At 60.6% G+C, this 15046-nt stretch carries 18 protein-coding genes; 10 read left to right on the top strand and 8 right to left on the bottom strand.

Annotation, left to right across the window (positions count from 1 at the left end; genetic code table 11):
- The first annotated feature begins 51 nt into the window (after window positions 1–51).
- A complete protein-coding gene (locus J3351_RS01255) occupies window positions 52–396 on the top strand; it encodes a hypothetical protein (RefSeq protein ID WP_207696929.1) in 345 nt (114 codons plus the stop codon).
- 83 nt (window positions 397–479) lie between these two features.
- Here the strand turns inward: J3351_RS01255 and J3351_RS01250 are convergent, their stop codons facing one another.
- From J3351_RS01250 to rpmB, 6 genes are all read right to left on the bottom strand, one after another.
- Entirely contained in the window at window positions 480–3050 is a 2571-nt protein-coding gene (locus J3351_RS01250) for a heavy metal translocating P-type ATPase (RefSeq protein ID WP_207696928.1), read from the bottom strand.
- 35 nt (window positions 3051–3085) lie between these two features.
- Window positions 3086–3466: a metal-sensing transcriptional repressor gene (locus J3351_RS01245; RefSeq protein WP_097770768.1), complete on the bottom strand. Its 381-nt coding sequence runs from the start codon at window positions 3464–3466 to the stop codon at window positions 3086–3088.
- A gap of 183 nt (window positions 3467–3649) precedes the next feature.
- On the bottom strand, window positions 3650–4486 hold the full coding sequence (locus J3351_RS01240; protein WP_154276300.1) for a sugar phosphate isomerase/epimerase: 837 nt from the start codon (window positions 4484–4486) through the stop codon (window positions 3650–3652).
- A gap of 12 nt (window positions 4487–4498) precedes the next feature.
- Window positions 4499–5251: an esterase family protein gene (locus J3351_RS01235; RefSeq protein ID WP_207696927.1), complete on the bottom strand. Its 753-nt coding sequence runs from the start codon at window positions 5249–5251 to the stop codon at window positions 4499–4501.
- Window positions 5252–5269: 18 nt separating this feature from the next.
- Window positions 5270–5446, bottom strand: a complete 177-nt coding sequence (locus J3351_RS01230) for a DUF4250 domain-containing protein (RefSeq protein WP_207696926.1) — start codon at window positions 5444–5446, stop codon at window positions 5270–5272.
- A 67-nt stretch (window positions 5447–5513) separates the two neighbouring features.
- Window positions 5514–5702, bottom strand: coding sequence for a 50S ribosomal protein L28 (rpmB, locus tag J3351_RS01225; RefSeq protein ID WP_005932647.1), 189 nt, complete (start codon window positions 5700–5702; stop codon window positions 5514–5516).
- Window positions 5703–5889: 187 nt separating this feature from the next.
- Between rpmB and J3351_RS01220 the strand changes: the two genes are divergently transcribed.
- The 9 genes from J3351_RS01220 to J3351_RS01180 all read left to right on the top strand — a co-directional run bounded on the left by J3351_RS01220 (window position 5890) and on the right by J3351_RS01180 (window position 13418).
- Window positions 5890–6564 (top strand): site-2 protease family protein, encoded by a 675-nt coding sequence (locus J3351_RS01220; protein WP_156064811.1) that lies wholly within the window; start codon window positions 5890–5892, stop codon window positions 6562–6564.
- The gene (locus tag J3351_RS01215) at window positions 6565–7290 is read left to right on the top strand and encodes a ScpA family protein (RefSeq protein WP_207684687.1); all 726 of its coding nucleotides are present in this window, start codon (window positions 6565–6567) and stop codon (window positions 7288–7290) included. It begins immediately after the preceding gene.
- The gene (gene scpB, locus J3351_RS01210) at window positions 7287–7817 is read left to right on the top strand and encodes an SMC-Scp complex subunit ScpB (RefSeq protein ID WP_005932660.1); all 531 of its coding nucleotides are present in this window, start codon (window positions 7287–7289) and stop codon (window positions 7815–7817) included. The genes J3351_RS01215 and scpB overlap by 4 nt, the downstream gene beginning before the upstream one ends.
- Complete coding sequence (locus J3351_RS01205; protein WP_207696925.1) at window positions 7814–8485, top strand: DUF2953 domain-containing protein; 672 nt, start codon at window positions 7814–7816, stop codon at window positions 8483–8485. The genes scpB and J3351_RS01205 overlap by 4 nt, the downstream gene beginning before the upstream one ends.
- 115 nt (window positions 8486–8600) lie before the next feature.
- A complete protein-coding gene (ytfJ, locus tag J3351_RS01200; RefSeq protein WP_117476826.1) occupies window positions 8601–8999 on the top strand; it encodes a GerW family sporulation protein in 399 nt (132 codons plus the stop codon).
- 219 nt (window positions 9000–9218) lie between these two features.
- Entirely contained in the window at window positions 9219–10052 is an 834-nt protein-coding gene (locus J3351_RS01195; RefSeq protein WP_097770775.1) for a pseudouridine synthase, read from the top strand.
- Window positions 10053–10226: 174 nt separating this feature from the next.
- Window positions 10227–11546 carry a carboxyl transferase domain-containing protein gene (locus J3351_RS01190; RefSeq protein ID WP_098922528.1) on the top strand — a complete coding sequence of 440 codons (1320 nt, stop codon included), beginning with the start codon at window positions 10227–10229 and terminating at the stop codon, window positions 11544–11546.
- 64 nt (window positions 11547–11610) lie between these two features.
- On the top strand, window positions 11611–11991 hold the full coding sequence (locus J3351_RS01185) for a biotin/lipoyl-containing protein (protein ID WP_005932671.1): 381 nt from the start codon (window positions 11611–11613) through the stop codon (window positions 11989–11991).
- A gap of 23 nt (window positions 11992–12014) precedes the next feature.
- Entirely contained in the window at window positions 12015–13418 is a 1404-nt protein-coding gene (locus J3351_RS01180; RefSeq protein ID WP_005932672.1) for an oxaloacetate decarboxylase subunit alpha, read from the top strand.
- 80 nt (window positions 13419–13498) lie between these two features.
- On the opposite strand, the gene J3351_RS01175 is transcribed toward J3351_RS01180, so the two are convergent.
- Entirely contained in the window at window positions 13499–14173 is a 675-nt protein-coding gene (locus tag J3351_RS01175) for a hypothetical protein (protein ID WP_207696924.1), read from the bottom strand.
- Window positions 14174–14363: 190 nt separating this feature from the next.
- A complete protein-coding gene (locus tag J3351_RS01170) occupies window positions 14364–14918 on the bottom strand; it encodes a TetR/AcrR family transcriptional regulator (protein WP_156071827.1) in 555 nt (184 codons plus the stop codon).
- Window positions 14919–15046: the final 128 nt, after the last annotated feature.

Below are 15046 nucleotides of genomic sequence, written 5' to 3'. Positions count from 1 at the left end.
ATAGAACAGAGAACATAACCCCTATTCTATGCGGTAATCTGAGGTGTTCCAATGAAAATTCTTCTTGCATCAGATACATGGTCCCCAATGGTCAACGGTGTGGTGCGCTCGGTGGAGCTGCTGTACCACCAGCTGCTGGCACTGGGCCATGACGTGCGGGTGGTGACCCTTGCCCAGAATGGCCATTCCCATGAGGAAAACGGCATCCTGTATGTGGGCAGCATCAGCGCGGAGCGGGTCTACCCGGGCGTGCGGATCAGTGCGGCGGGCGCTCTGCCCACCGCGGCCCGCTACTCGGCAGAGCATTTCGCTCAGCAGGTGCTGGATGCTTACCAGCAGGCCATTGCGCTGAAGCAGTACGAGTCTGAACACAAAAGCATCCTCAGCTGGGTGTGATCCCAATCCCCAAAAAATCCAGAAAAAGCAGCAGCGCCCTGTCTCCCGCAATGGGAAACAGGGCGCTGTTTTTTGCGCATCCGTTATTCGATGCCGGTCACCTTGTAATCCTGATCCTCAACAGCTTTCTTCAGGTCTGCGTCGGAAACTTCGGCGTTCAGGGTGACGATGGCGGTACCGGCCTCGTGGCTGACCACGGCCTCGTCCACGGCGGGCAGGGCTTCCAGCGCCTTTTTCACGCGGGCTTCGCAGTGGCAGCACATCATACCTTCAACATGCAGGGTCTTTTTCATGGCATTGTCCTCCTTGACAACGGGAGCCGAAACGGGTTCGGCAGTATTTTCAGCCGCTGCAGGCTGCACGGGGGCAGCGGGCAGGGCGGCAGACTTGGGTTTGCGGTCGTGTTTGGTGCTGTGCAGGTCGAACAGGTTCAGCCGCAGGGCATTGCTCACGACACAGAAGCTGGAAAGGCTCATGGCCGCAGCCCCGAACATGGGGTTCAGGGTCAGGCCGAAGGGGATGAACACACCGGCGGCCAGCGGGATGCCGATGATGTTGTAGATGAACGCCCAGAACAGGTTTTCGTGGATGTTGCGCAGGGTGGCGCGGCTCAGCCGGATGGCGGCGGGCACATCGGAGAGCCGGGAGTTCATCAGGACCACATCGGCTGCGTCAATGGCAACATCAGTGCCGGCACCGATGGCGATGCCGGTGTCCGCGCGGGTCAGGGCGGGGGCATCGTTGATGCCGTCGCCCACCATGGCCACCTTGCCGCTCTCCTGCAGCCTGCGGATCACGGCCTCCTTGCCGTCGGGCAGAACGCCTGCAATGACCTCGTCCACGCCCGCCTGCCGGCCAATGGCATCGGCGGTGCGCTGGTTGTCACCGGTCAGCATGACCACCCGGATGCCCATGTTCTGCAGCTCCCGGATGGCACGGGGGCTGTCCTCCTTGAGGATGTCCGCCACGGCGATCACGCCCATCAGGCGGCCTGCACCGCCAAAGAAGAGGGGCGTTTTGCCCTCAGCGGCCAGCCGGGCGGCTTCGGCCCGGAGTTCGGCGGGTACGGATGCCTTGGTGGCGATGAACTCCGCATTGCCGCCGTAGATCTCCATGCCGTCCAGCCGGGCGGAAAGGCCATTGCCGGGCAGGGCGGCAAAATCGGTCACATCGGGGCAGGCGATGGTCTCGGTCTCGGCATAGGCCAGCACTGCCTTGGCCAGCGGGTGCTCGCTCTTCTGCTCCAGCGAGGCCGCCAGCGTCAGCAGCTCGCTCTCGGAAACGCCCCCCGCGGGCAGGATGTCAGTGACCCGGGGCTCGCCGCTGGTGATGGTGCCGGTTTTGTCCAGCGCCACGATCTGGGTACGGCCTGCGGCTTCCAGCGAGGCGGCAGTTTTGAACAGGATGCCGTTCCTGGCCCCCAGACCGTTGCCCACCATGATGGCCACAGGCGTTGCCAGACCCAGCGCACAGGGGCAGCTGATGACCAGCACCGAGATGCCCCGGGCCAGCGCATAGCCGAACTCCCGGCCCAGCAGCAGCCAGACAAGGGTGGTCAGCACCGAAATGGAGATGACTGCGGGCACGAAGAAGCCGGAAACGGTATCGGCGATCTTGGCAATGGGGGCCTTGGTGGCGGCGGCATCGCTGACCATCCGGATGATCTGGGCCAGCGTGGTATCCTCGCCCACACGGGTGGCTTCGCACTTCAGGAAACCGGACTGGTTGGTGGTGGCGGCACTGACCTTGTCTCCCGCAGTCTTGTCCACCGGGATGCTCTCGCCGGTCAGGGCGCTCTCATTCACGGCGCTGGAACCTTCCAGCACAAGGCCGTCCACCGGGATGTTCTCACCGGGGCGCACCACAAAGAGGTCGCCCTTTTTCACCTGTGCAATGGGCACAGTCACTTCGGCCCCTTCCTGCAGCAGGGTGGCGGTCTGGGGGGCCAGCTTCATCAGGCTCTTGAGCGCGTCGGTGGTCTTGCCCTTGGAGCGGGCCTCCAGCATTTTGCCCACGGTGATCAGGGTCAGGATCATGGCGGCAGATTCAAAGTAGAGCTCCATCATGTAGTGCATGACGAGCACGTCGTTGCCGTCTACCTGAGCGCGGGTCATGGCGAACAGGGCGTAGGTGCTCCAGAGAAAGCTGGCCGAGGAACCCAGCGCCACCAGTGTATCCATGTTGGGGGCACGGTGGAGCAGGCCCTTGAAGCCGCTGATGAAGAACTTCTGGTTGATGACCATTACGATGCCCGCCAGCAGCAGCTGGACCAGACCCATGGCGACGTGGTTGCCGTCGAACCAGTGGGGGAGCGGCCAGCCCCACATCATGTGGCCCATCGAAAAATACATCAGCACCGCCAGAAAGACCAGTGATGCGATGAGCCGTTTCTTCAGTCTGGGTGTTTCGTGGTCAGCCAGTGCATCCAGCTCGGCGCTGGGGGTCTCGGCGGCAGCATCCTTGGGGCTTGCGCCGTAGCCTGCCTCCTGCACTGCCTTGACGATGGCTGATGCGCTGGCGGTGCCCTCCACTCCCATGGAGTTGGTCAGCAGGCTCACCGAGCAGCCGGTCACGCCGGGCACAGCTTTTACGGCCTTTTCCACCCGGGCAGAGCAGGCCGCGCAGCTCATGCCCGTAACAGTATACTGTTCCATTGTTTCCCTCCGATAAAAACGCTGCGTGAATGGGATCAAACGAGCTTGTTCAGGATCCACAAAAACTCCTGCAGCTTCTCCTCACCGCCGTTTTTCAGGTCCTCAGCCACGCAGGTGCTCAGGTGCTGGTCGATCAGCTCCCGGGTAAAACCGTTCAGGGCGCTTCTGGCGGCAGCGGCCTGCACCAGGATATCCGTGCAGTACACGTCCTTTTCTACCATGCTCCGGATGCCCCGGATCTGGCCCTCGATGCGGTTCAGCCGGGTGATGAGGTGCTTGTACTCCTCCTCGGTGCGCTGCTTGTGGCGGCAGCCGCAGCCGGTGCTTCCCTCAGCCGGGGCACAGCAGGGTGCTTCTGCCGGGGCGGGGGAGCAGTGGGGGCAGCTTCCCTCCGGGATCTTGTTCACATCGCTCATGTCTATTCTCCTTTCATTACCCCTTGGGGGTATCTTGCTCCATAGCTGCATTATAGCACGGCGGTCCTGTTTCTGCAAGTAGGGCTGGGGGGTATTATTGTGAATTTTTTATGAACACAGAAGATAAAACAAAAGGCTCTGCGCCCCAAACGGGGAACAGAGCCTTTGAAGCATCCAAAACGATCAGTAGGCAAATCTGCGCATAAAGGCAAGGTCGCTTGCGGCGCGGGCGGGCACAGCTTCCTCCCGCAGCACGGGCAGGGAAGCCTGCGGCATCTGCCGCAGCATCTCAAAGCCGCCGGCGTAGTCCACGCAGGAATCCTCCAGGCTGGTGGAATAGAGCGTTCCATCCGGCTGGAAGTTCTGGCCCTTGAAATGGACCGCCGTGATCTTGTCGCCGTACCAGCTGCCCACCTTATCCCAGATGCGGCGCTGTGCATCCACAGACGCGGCCTCCGGGCCCACATAGTTGGCAAAATCGCAGATGACGCGCAGGTTGGGGCTTGCCATAGTGTCCAGCACCATCCGTACCGCCTCGGGGGTATTCATGGCGTGGTAGTAGACGCACTCCACGGCAAAGAGCACTCCCTGCTCCTCGCAGGCGGGCAGGATCTCACCCAGACTGCGCAGGAGCGCTTCCTGCGCCTCCTTCCGGGTCACACCGGGCTGCTTGGCCATGTTGGTGGTCTCGCTGCCCATGCAGCCTGCCCCCAGTGCCTTGGCAACAGGGATCTGGCTCAGCACCTTTGCCACCTCGGCACGGCGCTTGTCCTCGTCGGCATAACTCAGCTCCACATAGGTGCCGTCCACGGCAATGCCCACGCCGGACGCTGCCGCAGCTGCTCTTGCCCGCTCCACCAGCGCAGGGGTCACATCGGCATAGCTCTTTACGCCCTCCACCGCCTTGGGAAAGGCCAGCTGGGTGCAGGCAAAGCCTGCCTGCCCGATGGAGGAAAAGAGGGTCTCGGGGTCATGGCGGCCAAAATCGTGGCCGCGTGCACCAAGAATGAATTCAGGCATCCTGCACCTCCATCAGCCGAACACACGGGCGGCAAAGAGATTCAGCTCCTTGCCCCACCAGTACCAGTCGTGGGAGACATCGCTGCCCCACACCTCCAGATGCACGGGCAAGCCGCAGTCGGTCAGTGCATCGGCCATGGCCTGGGTGTCCACCAGTGCGTCGCCCTCGTAGCTGCCCTGACCGGCACAGAGGAGAAGGGCATTCTCCTCAGCCTTTGCCAGCAGCTTTTTGTCCACAAGGCCCTCCTCTGCCAGATAGGCCAGGGGGGCATTGCGCAGGACCAGGTCATCTGCTGCATTGCCCAGGAAACGGCGTACATCATACAGGCCGGAAAGGCCGATGGCACCCGCGAACGCTTCGGGGCGGCGCAGGCGGCAGTTCACTGCCTGATACGCACCGGTGTCCACGCCCACCGCCCAGAGCAGGGTGTCCTTTTTGGCACCGTTCAGGGTCAGGATGCGGGGAGCCAGCTCGCTTGTCAGGTAATTGAAATACTTTTCCTGCATCTCGGCCCGGCGGCGGGGAGCCGTGTCCCCAGCCAGCAGGCTCTCGGCATCGATGCTGTCGGCGCAGAACAGCTGCACCTTGCCCTCATTCAACAGCGGGGCAATGGCATCGGGCATCCCGTTGTTTTCCCAGTCGTAAAAGCGGCCGCCCCGCGCGGGCAGAGCCAGCACCGGCGTACCGGCATGGCCGTAGACCTTGAACTCCATGTCGCGGCCCAGCATCCGGCTCCATTCCTTATAATACGTCCCTTGGATCATGGCAGCATCCTCCTGTTGTCACACAAATTGATTGCGCTGGGGGTCATAGGTGTACCCCACAGCGGAAAGCCTGGCACACAGCGCGGCCTTGTCCTCGTCCAGATCCTCGCACAGCGCGTCCAGAGTGGGGTAGAAGTCCCGCAGCTTCAGGTTGATCATGCTCAGCAGCATGATCGGGTCATTTGGCAGAGCCATCGTCGATCCCTCCAGAAGATAACAAAAAAGCCGGCCACTCGACAAAGTGACCGGCAGATGCAGCTACTTAGACAGCGCGGGTAACCTTGCCAGCGCGCAGGCAGCGAGAGCATGCGTAGATATACTTGGGAGAGCCTTCCACGACCGCCTTGACACGACGGACATTCGGCTTCCAGGTACGGTTGGAACGGCGATGAGAGTGGGAAACCTTGATACCAAAGGTAACACCCTTGCCGCAGCATTCACACTTAGCCATGGTACTTGCACCTCCTACAGTGAAGTATGGAATTCAAAATAATCAGCTTGACTATTTTACCAGAGATGCGGAGAAAAAGCAAGAGCAAATTTGATTTTTCTGCAACTTTTTTCTTGCAGGGCCAAACCCTTGCCCCAAAAGCGAAAAAATAGTACAATAGGATAAAATCCAACCGAGGGAGAAACGAATGACCGCACAAGGAATGTATTATCTCATCCGGGCACTGGTGACCCTGATCGCCATCCCGTTCCATGAGGCGGGCCACGCGCTGGCCGCCTGGCTGCTGGGCGACCCCACCGCAAAGCGGGAGGGCCGCATCAGCCTGAACCCGTTCCGCCACTTTGACCTCGTGGGCACCCTTTGCATGATCTTTGCCGGGGTGGGCTGGGCAAAGCCTGTTTCCACCGACCCCCGCAATTTCAAAAACCCCAAGTGGGGCATGGCCCTCACCGCGCTGGCAGGCCCGGCGGCCAACCTGCTGCTGGCCTACCTCGGCATGGTGGCGTGGAAGATCCTGTATTATTGGGCCCCCACCACCATGATCACGATTTTCGCAGCCCGTTTCCTCCAATACTTCGTGATGATGGATGTGGGCCTTGCGGTGTTCAACCTCATCCCCATTCCGCCGCTGGACGGCAGCCGCATCCTGCTGGTGGTGCTTCCCCAGCGCATCTACTTCCAGATCATGCGGTACGAGCGCGTCATCTTCGTCATCCTGCTGGCAGCTGTCTGGGCCGGTGTGCTGGATGGCGTGCTGGGCACCTTCAATGATGTGGTCTGGGATCTGCTGGATCTCGGCACCGGCTACATCGACCAGATCGCCTATTCTGCGTACTATGCAGCCATCGGGACGGTGATCTGAGTGGCAGAAGAACTGACCTTCCGTCTGGAGGATTTTGAGGGCCCGCTGGAGCTGCTGCTCACGCTGGTGCAGAAGCACAAGATGGACCTGCACAACATCCCCATTCTGGAGCTTATCGACCAGTACACCCGCGCGGTGGAATCGGCCGAGAGCACCGACCCTGAAATTTCCAGCGCCTTTATCGAGATGGCCGCCCACCTGGTGGAGATGAAGAGCTATCTGCTGCTGCCCCGCAGTGAAGAGGGCGAGCGGATGAAGCAGGAGCTCACCGGCCAGCTCATTGAATATGACCAGTGCCGCCGGATGGCCGCCCGTCTGCGGGAGCGGGGAGAGGAATATACCGTGTTCGTGCGCACCCCGGCCCGGCTGGAATGGGACAACACCTATGATCTCTTCCATTCGCCGCAGGTGCTGGCAGACTGCTGGCAGGCCCTGATGGGGCGCACCACCGTCCGCAAAGTGCCCACCCAGCAGCAGTTCGAGCCGCTGGTGTCGGCCCCGCAGGTCTCGGTGAGCAGCCGGGTGGTCTACATCCTGCGCCAGCTCATTGCAGGCGGTGCAAAAAAGATGGACCAGCTGTTTTCCCGCCGCCAGACCCGGGGGGCCAACGTGGCCACCTTTCTGGCACTGCTGGAGCTGGTGCGCGGCGGCCGTGTGACGCTTGGCCCGGAGGGCGAGCTGAAGATGCGCCGGGGCCGCATTGACCGCACAAAGGAGGAGCAATGAATCAGAAACAAATTCGTGCCGCAGTGGAAGCAATGCTCTTTGCCTACGCGGAGCCCATCGGGGCCGACAAGCTGGCCCAGGCGCTGCAGCTGCCCACCGCCAGCGTGGAATCTGCGCTGGAAGCACTGCACGAGCGCTGCCAGAAAGAGGACAGCGGCCTGTGCCTGCTCCACCTGAACACCCATTGGCAGCTGGCCACCAAAACGGAATTTGCGGAGTGCGTCCGCCGTGTGCTGGACACCCGCCGCTCCATCCCACTGGGCCCGGCGGCCATGGAGACCCTGACCGTCATCGCCTACAACCAGCCCGTCTCCCGCGCCTTCATTGAACAGGTGCGCGGCGTGGATTCCTCCTCCAGTGTGTCGGGCCTGCTGGAAAAGGGGCTCATTGAAGAGGCAGGCCGTCTCGATCTGCCCGGCAGACCGGTGGCTTTCCGCACCACGGACGTGTTCCTGCGGTGCTTCGGCCTGTCCAGTCTGGAAGATCTGCCCCCGGTGCGGGGCACGGAAAGTGAGGCGGCCCAATGAGCGTCCTGTGGAGTGTTCTCGCTGGTATCGGCACGGTGCTGCTGTTCCTCTTAAAAGGGGTGGGCATCCTGCTGCTGGTGGTGCTGGTGTTGGGTGTGCTGCTCATGTTCTGCCCCTTCTGCGCCGATGTGCAGTGGGCGGAGGGCATCTTTCAGGTAAAGGCTGGTGCACTGGGCATCACCTTCCCGGTGTTCCGGTATCCCGCGCCGGAAAAGCCGGAGAAAAAGAAAAAAGAAAAAAAGAAGAAAGCGTCCGGCGGGCAGAAGCCAAAAAAGGAAGCCCCGCCCCGCCAGAAGGCGAAGCTGACCTTGCAGATCGTCTGCACCATCTTAAAAGGGGCGGGAAAGCTTACCCAGGCCATCATCGGCTCCCTGCGCTTCACCCGGATCGATGTTGTTCTCGGTGTCCGGGGCGAAGACCCTGCCGAGGCTGCCCGCAGCTATGGCAGGCTGAACGCCTGGCTCTACCCGACGCTGGGTTTCCTGGACCGGTTCCTCTATCTGGACTTCGAGCAGCTCCGGCTCCTGCCGGATTTCGGCAGCGCAGAGCCCACCGTAAAGGATCACGTCTCCTTCCGGGTCACGGCCCGGGCCTACGCCATCGTTTTCACGCTTCTGCGCGTTCTGTATGCGTTCTGGCGCGAAAAGGTACTGGACGTTTTTATCTAGCTCGGGTATAATATTTTTGTATGGTGCGTCCGCGTCCCGGCCCGGACAGGGCAGGGAAGTGGTTCCGTGGGAGCGGCGTTCCGCTCCCTGATATAGAAGTAAGGAGGCCGAATTTATGGCTGAGCATCCCATTCAGAACCTGATGAACGTTACAATGGACAAGATCCGTCAGATGGTGGATTCCAACACCATCGTCGGCAAGCCCATCACCACCGATGACGGCACCACCATCCTGCCGGTGTCCAAGGTGAGCTTCGGCTTTGCCTCTGCCGGCACCGATTTCGACGGCAAGAACGCCGCCAACAAGGATCTGTTCGGCGGCGGCTCCGGCGCGGGTGTCAACATCCAGCCCGTGGCATTCCTGGTGGTCAAGGATGGCTGCGTCCGCACCATCCAGCTCTCTGACGGCAGCAACACCGTGGACCGCGCCCTGACCATGATCCCCGAGCTGGTGGAAAAAGTCAGCGCACTCATTAAAAAGGACGAGCCTGCTGCGCCTAAAAGTGAGCAGTGACGGCCAGCGGGCAGCTTTCCCTCGCAAGTGAAACGGGCCATTCCATCGCCCGCCCTACTGCCTGCGGCAGCAGGGTCCCACCCCAGCGGACACTTGCTCAGGAAACTGCCCGCCGTCCTCCGAACACCGCCGTAACTGCAAGCTTCCAACTTGCAGTTTTTTCAGCGCATGCTCCGGCGTGCGCTTTTGAGCGCCGGGAGGCGCACAAGGAGTTTTATTATGGCAGAAGAACGTATTCAGAAGATCATGGCCGAGCAGGGCCTGTGCTCCCGCCGCGCGGCCGAGCAGATCATTGCCGAGGGCCGCGTCAAGGTCAACGGCCACCCCGTCAAAGTGGGCGACAAGATGGACCCCAACCGGGATGTGCTGCATGTGGATGACGAGCGCATCTACATCCAGAAGAACCAGCAGCTCTACTATCTGGCCCTGTACAAGCCCCGCGGCTATGTGACCACCGCCAGCGATGAGCTGGGCCGCAAGACCGTTATGGAGCTGGTCAGCGATATCCCCGCCCGCCTGTACCCGGTGGGCCGCCTGGACAAGGACAGCGAGGGCCTGCTGCTGATGACCAACGACGGTGCCTTTGCGCAGGCTGTCACCCATCCGTCGGGCGGCATCTCCAAGCTGTACCGCGTCACCGTGCAGCCCCGGGCCGATGAGAGCCAGATCCTGAAGATGAGCTCCGGCGTTGTGCTGGACGATGGCACCAAGACCATGCCCTGCGCCATCAACGTTGTCACCGATGAGCCCGGCCGCACCGTGATGGAGATGACCCTGAAAGAGGGCAAGAACCGCGAGATCCGCCGCATGTGCGAGGCCGTTGGTCTGGAGGTTGTCCGCCTGAAGCGCAACGCCGAGGGTGTGGTCAAGCTGGGAATGCTCAAGCCCGGCACCTACCGTGAACTGACCAAGGCAGAGGTCAACGGTCTGCGTGCCGCCGCCGCCAAGGGCCGCGCCCAGACCCGCAGCGCATCGCTGCAGTCCAAGGCTGCCGCCCGCCGCCCCAAGGGCCCTGTGGGCAGCGGCAATGCCCCCGCAAAACGGAGAAAGTGATCGTTCTTTCAGCTTTCACGGCGCAAAAACCGTCTGATTCTGGAAAAGATTGTGAAATTTTTCCGCAAAATGGGCCTTTCAGCCCTTGTGAACGCTCTCAAAATAAGGTATAATGATACTAATTTTGAAAGCTCAAAATAAAAAGCTCAAAATAGAAAAGCAGGAGGTCTTACCATGGCTTCAAAGAGTAACAAAGGAGAAATCCTCGCCAAGTTTTTCGATGACGGGGAGTATACCGCACTGTTTGCGGACGGCGCAGTGAGTGCTGCCTGCGGCTATGCGGCTGGTCAGCAGGCTTATGCTGTTTACCAGAACGGCGAGGCTGTCTCTGTCAAGGACGTTGAGAAGAACATCAAGGTCCTGGAGATGGCTGCTCAGACCGGCTGCCCGGTGGTCACGTTCTACAACTCTGTCGGCGCTAAGCTGGCTGAGGGTCTGGACGTTCTGACCGCCAGCGCCAAGCTGAACGCCACCATCGCCAAGGTTTCCGGTGTCATCCCCCAGATCGCAGTCGTCACCGGCGTGTGCGGCGGCACCAGCGCACTGAGCGCTGCCAATGCTGACGTGTGCGTCATGGCTGAGGATGCAGAGCTGTTCTTCACCGCTCCGTTCACCTCCGCCGCCAAGGGCGACAAGGTCCCCGGCGCAGGCACTGCCGAGGCTGCTGCCAAGGCTGGTGTGGCTGCCATCGTGGCTGCCAATGCTGAGGAAGCTGCCGAGAAGGCTGCCCACATCGTGGGTCTGCTGCCCGCCAACAACCTGACCGGCCCCGCCATCTTCGAGTTCGAGCAGCCCACCAGCGTTCTGAGCGCCGGTGCTGCCCCCGAGAAGGCTGCCGCTGCCCTGATCGACAAGGACAGCGCTGTGGAGCTGTACGCAGGCTTCGGCAAGCACGTCTACACCGCATTCGCAACCATCGGCGGCAACGCTGTGGGTATTGTGGCCACCGGCGAGACCCTGTGCCACAACTGCGTGGCCAAGGCTTCCCGCTTTGTCCGCCTGTGCGATGCTTTCAGCGTGCCCGTGCTGACCATCGTCAACACCAACGGCTTTGCACCCAGCGCCACCGATGACATCGCAGGCGGCATCCGTGAGGCTGCCCGTCTGGCTGCTACCTATGCCGATGCTACCACTGCCAAGGTGGCTCTGCTGTCCGGCAAGGCTGTGGGCCCTGTCTACACCGCTCTGGCCAACGCTGACCTGAAGATTGCCGTCAACGGCTGCACCGTCAGCGCTCTGGAGCCCAACGCTGCCGTCTCCGTCCTGTACAAGGCCGAGATCGACGCTTCCGACAACATCATTGCCGCCACCAACGCCAAGGCTGCCCAGTACACCGCTGAGGTGTGCAGCGCTGCCAACGCCGTTGCCGCCGGTGCCGCTGATATGACCTGCGACGCGGCCAACGCCCGTGCAAGCGTGGTTGCCGCCTTTGAGCTGCTGAGCACCAAGCGTGCCGCCCGCCTGCCCAAGAAGCACGGCAACATGGCTCTGTAAGCGGTTCCGGAACGTAAACCGTACATCGAATCCATACATTGATTTTGTTCAGGAGGATCCTTCCATGAAGTACTACAATATTACCGTCAATGGCGTTGCTTACAGCGTTTCCGTTGAGGAGACCGCCGCAGGCGCTGCTCCCGTTGCAGCTCCCGCTGCTCCCGCCGCACCCAAGGCTCCGGCTGCTCCTGCTGCCGCTCCCAAGGCTGCTGCTCCCGCCGGTGCTGCCGGTGCCGTTACCGTCAAGGCTCCCATGCCCGGCAACATCCTGGATGTCAAGGTCGCAGCCGGTGCTTCCGTTAAGGCCGGTGACGTGCTGGTCATCCTCGAGGCCATGAAGATGGAGAACGAGATCGTTGCTCCTCAGGATGGCACTGTGGCCTCCGTCAACGTCAACAAGGGCGACACCGTCAACTCCGGTGACGTTCTGGTTTCCATGAACTGAGAACTGAGGAAGAGGTGACAACCATGGCCAAAAAGCCGATCAAGATTACGGAAGTCGTCCTGCGTGATGCTCACCAGTCTCTGCTGGCCACCCGTATGACGATGGATGAGATGCGTCCCATCCTGCCCGAAATGGATAAGATCCCTTACTTCTCTGTCGAGTGCTGGGGCGGCGCTACCTTTGATAGCTGCATCCGCTTCCTCGATGAGGACCCCTGGGAGCGTCTGCGTATCCTGCGCAAGGAGCTGCCCCACCAGAAGCTGCAGATGCTGTTCCGCGGCCAGAACATGCTGGGCTACCGCCCCTACGCCGATGATGCTGTCGAGTACTTTGTGCAGAAGTCTGTTGCAAACGGCATCGATGTCATCCGCATCTTCGACGCACTGAACGATCCCCGCAACCTGCAGACCGCCATCAAGTCTGCCAACAAGGAAGGCGCACATGTTCAGGGCTGCATCAGCTACACCCTGAGCCCCGTGCACAACAACGAGTACTACGTCAAGTATGCCAAGACCTTGGAGGAAATGGGCGCAAACTCCATCTGCATCAAGGACATGGCTGGCCTGCTGACTCCCTACACCTGCTATGATCTGGTCAAGGAGCTGAAGAACACCCTGTCCATCCCGGTCGATATCCACAGCCACTACACCGCCGGTCTGGCTTCCATGTCCCTGCTGAAGGGCATTGAGGCAGGTGCCGACATCGTTGATACCGCCATGAGCCCCCTGAGCGGCGGCACCAGCCACATGGCCACCGAGAGCCTGGTCGCTGCCCTGCAGGGCACCGATTACGACACCGGTCTGGATCTGAAGCAGCTGAACGTTGTCCGCGCTTACTTTGCAAAGCTGCGCGAGAAGTACATCGCCAACGGCCAGATCAGCCCCAAGAGCTTGGGCGTGGATGCCAACACCCTGCTGTATCAGGTGCCCGGCGGCATGTTCTCCAACATGCTCAAGCAGCTGAAGGATGCAGGCAAGGAAGATAAGCTGGACGAAGTGCTGGCTGAGATCCCCCGCGTTCGTGAGGACGCAGGCTATCCTCCGCTGGTCACCCCCACCAGCCAGATCGTTGGCACGCAGGCTGTGTTCAACGTCATCCTGGGCGAGCGCTACAAGATGGTCACCAAGGAGTTCAAGGGCCTGGTCCACGGCGATTACGGCAAGACTCCCGCTCCCATCAGCCCCGAGTTCACCAAGAAGATCCTGGGCGACGAGCAGCCCATCACCTGCCGCTTTGCCGACACCCTGGCTCCCGAGATGGACAAGCTGAAGGCTGAGGCCGCCAAGTGGGCAACGCAGGAAGAGGATGTTCTGACCTACGCAATGTTCCCGCAGGTCGCACCCAAGTTCTTCGAGAAGCGCAATGCCAAGAAGCAGGGCGTGGACGCTGACCACGCTGATTACACCAATCAGTCTCACCCTGTCTAAATCATAATACCAGAAGGGGCTGCTGCACCGTTTGATGCAGCAGCCCCTTCTTTTTGTTTTTATTTGTGCTCCCGCAGGTCTCAGTTGTTCCTGCCATTCTCGGCCTTCATGGCGTTGTAGCCGATCAGCACGGTCCAGACATAGGCGCAGGTCTTGGGGATCATCAGCATACCGATCATGGGGTTGACATCTGCCCACAGCACCACCGGGATATAGAAACCGAAGCTCAGCACGATGGTCAGCCACATCCAGCGGAAAGCCTGATCCTTGTGTTCCCTGGCACTGTGGTAGAACAGCACGATGATCAGCAGGCCCAGCAGTGCAAAGGGGATGTTGCGCAGGATGCCCCAGGTCAGCGGAGTGTGGTTGGTCAGCCACTGGTTCTGCGGCATCATGCACAGCACGATGCGCACAGCGGAAAGGGCGTACACGGCAATGGTCAGATCCTTCTGGCCCTCGATCTGGTAGCGCTTGCGCCAGACGTAGTACAGCAGTACATAGAACACAGTCATGGTCACGGAGGTGATCCACTTGCCAAGGCCCAGAGGCACAGCGTAGTTCTCCAGGCCGGTGGTGCACAGTGCCAGAGCACGGGGCACCAGATGGAAGGAGTCACCTGCGCCCAGCACCACGGCCATCAGGCCGAACAGGCGGAACTGGGTGCCAGCCTTGCTGCTGCGGATCATGCGGATGCCCAAGGTCAGCACGGTGACCAGATAGAAGATGTCGAAAACGGTCTCAATGATTGCTCTCATAAAAATGTTGCTCCTTTATGGTTGGTTTGCTGCTCTATCGCGATCCGGTCAGCGATTGCCGGCCGGACTGCATCGTTGTGATGTGCAGGCTGCCGTGGGTGGCCTGCTGGGGGAGATACTCCGCAGTAATCAATATGAACACCGTTCACTTTTGGCCGTAAAAAACTCCCACAAGGCTGTGGGATGTTTTTTACACTTCATAAATGGTCCTGCGGATGATCTCCAATACCGCTGTGGGGTCAAAATCCTGCTGCACCACGGCAGAAAGCATGAGGGAGAACAGGATGCCCGCAAATTTCTGGCGGGTAAACTCCTCAGTAAATGCGTCTGGCCGGATCTTTTTGTCCCTGGTCAGCACCATGGTCAGCGCATCCAGGATGTGCTGCCAGGTCTGGCGCATCTGCTGCTTGCCATCGGCGGTATCCTGCCGCACAAAGCCAAGCGCGTGGTGGGTGAAGAAACCGGGGTATTGCTCAGAGCCGTACTCCATCTGCCGGTACATCCAGCGGATGCAGGAGAGAGTATCCTCAAACACCGCCGGGTCGTCCGGGTGGCGAAAGATATCGCTCCAGATGCTTTCCACCGCCGCGCTCACCAGTTCGGTCTTGGAACCGAAGTAGTTGTAGATGCACCCCACGGATACCCCGCAGGCTGCTGCAACGGCACGGATGTTGACCGCTTCCCATCCATTCTGCTGGATGAGGACCCGGCTCGTTTTCAGGATCTCCTCCTTGGACGTTGCCATCGGATTCGTGTGACCACCCCCTCAACATGAACGCTGTTCACGATGCATAGTATAGCGCTGCTCCTGCCCCTTGTCAAGGGGGTTAAATAGATTTTTTTCGCCGCATTGCTTGCAAAAAAAGGGGCGGC

The sequence above is a fragment of the Faecalibacterium sp. Marseille-Q0746 genome (assembly GCF_017377595.1).
GTDB classification, from domain to species: domain Bacteria; phylum Bacillota; class Clostridia; order Oscillospirales; family Ruminococcaceae; genus Faecalibacterium; species Faecalibacterium duncaniae.
The sequence above is the reverse complement of the archived record's forward strand: the minus strand, read 5'-3'. Positions and strand labels throughout refer to the sequence as shown.

Excerpts from the sequence above, each read along its gene's own strand:
- J3351_RS01195 (WP_097770775.1), top strand. The coding sequence starts at position 9,219 with ATGGCAGAAGAACGTATTCAGAAGATCATGGCCGAGCAGGGCCTGTGC.
- rpmB (WP_005932647.1), bottom strand. The coding sequence starts at position 5,702 with ATGGCTAAGTGTGAATGCTGCGGCAAGGGTGTTACCTTTGGTATCAAG.
- scpB (WP_005932660.1), top strand. The coding sequence starts at position 7,287 with ATGAATCAGAAACAAATTCGTGCCGCAGTGGAAGCAATGCTCTTTGCC.
- J3351_RS01240 (WP_154276300.1), bottom strand. The coding sequence starts at position 4,486 with ATGCCTGAATTCATTCTTGGTGCACGCGGCCACGATTTTGGCCGCCAT.
- J3351_RS01255 (WP_207696929.1), top strand. The coding sequence starts at position 52 with ATGAAAATTCTTCTTGCATCAGATACATGGTCCCCAATGGTCAACGGT.
- J3351_RS01180 (WP_005932672.1), top strand. The coding sequence starts at position 12,015 with ATGGCCAAAAAGCCGATCAAGATTACGGAAGTCGTCCTGCGTGATGCT.
- J3351_RS01170 (WP_156071827.1), bottom strand. The coding sequence starts at position 14,918 with ATGGCAACGTCCAAGGAGGAGATCCTGAAAACGAGCCGGGTCCTCATC.
- J3351_RS01175 (WP_207696924.1), bottom strand. The coding sequence starts at position 14,173 with ATGAGAGCAATCATTGAGACCGTTTTCGACATCTTCTATCTGGTCACC.
- J3351_RS01220 (WP_156064811.1), top strand. The coding sequence starts at position 5,890 with ATGACCGCACAAGGAATGTATTATCTCATCCGGGCACTGGTGACCCTG.
- J3351_RS01250 (WP_207696928.1), bottom strand. The coding sequence starts at position 3,050 with ATGGAACAGTATACTGTTACGGGCATGAGCTGCGCGGCCTGCTCTGCC.
- J3351_RS01205 (WP_207696925.1), top strand. The coding sequence starts at position 7,814 with ATGAGCGTCCTGTGGAGTGTTCTCGCTGGTATCGGCACGGTGCTGCTG.
- J3351_RS01190 (WP_098922528.1), top strand. The coding sequence starts at position 10,227 with ATGGCTTCAAAGAGTAACAAAGGAGAAATCCTCGCCAAGTTTTTCGAT.
- J3351_RS01185 (WP_005932671.1), top strand. The coding sequence starts at position 11,611 with ATGAAGTACTACAATATTACCGTCAATGGCGTTGCTTACAGCGTTTCC.
- ytfJ (WP_117476826.1), top strand. The coding sequence starts at position 8,601 with ATGGCTGAGCATCCCATTCAGAACCTGATGAACGTTACAATGGACAAG.
- J3351_RS01230 (WP_207696926.1), bottom strand. The coding sequence starts at position 5,446 with ATGGCTCTGCCAAATGACCCGATCATGCTGCTGAGCATGATCAACCTG.
- J3351_RS01245 (WP_097770768.1), bottom strand. The coding sequence starts at position 3,466 with ATGAGCGATGTGAACAAGATCCCGGAGGGAAGCTGCCCCCACTGCTCC.
- J3351_RS01235 (WP_207696927.1), bottom strand. The coding sequence starts at position 5,251 with ATGATCCAAGGGACGTATTATAAGGAATGGAGCCGGATGCTGGGCCGC.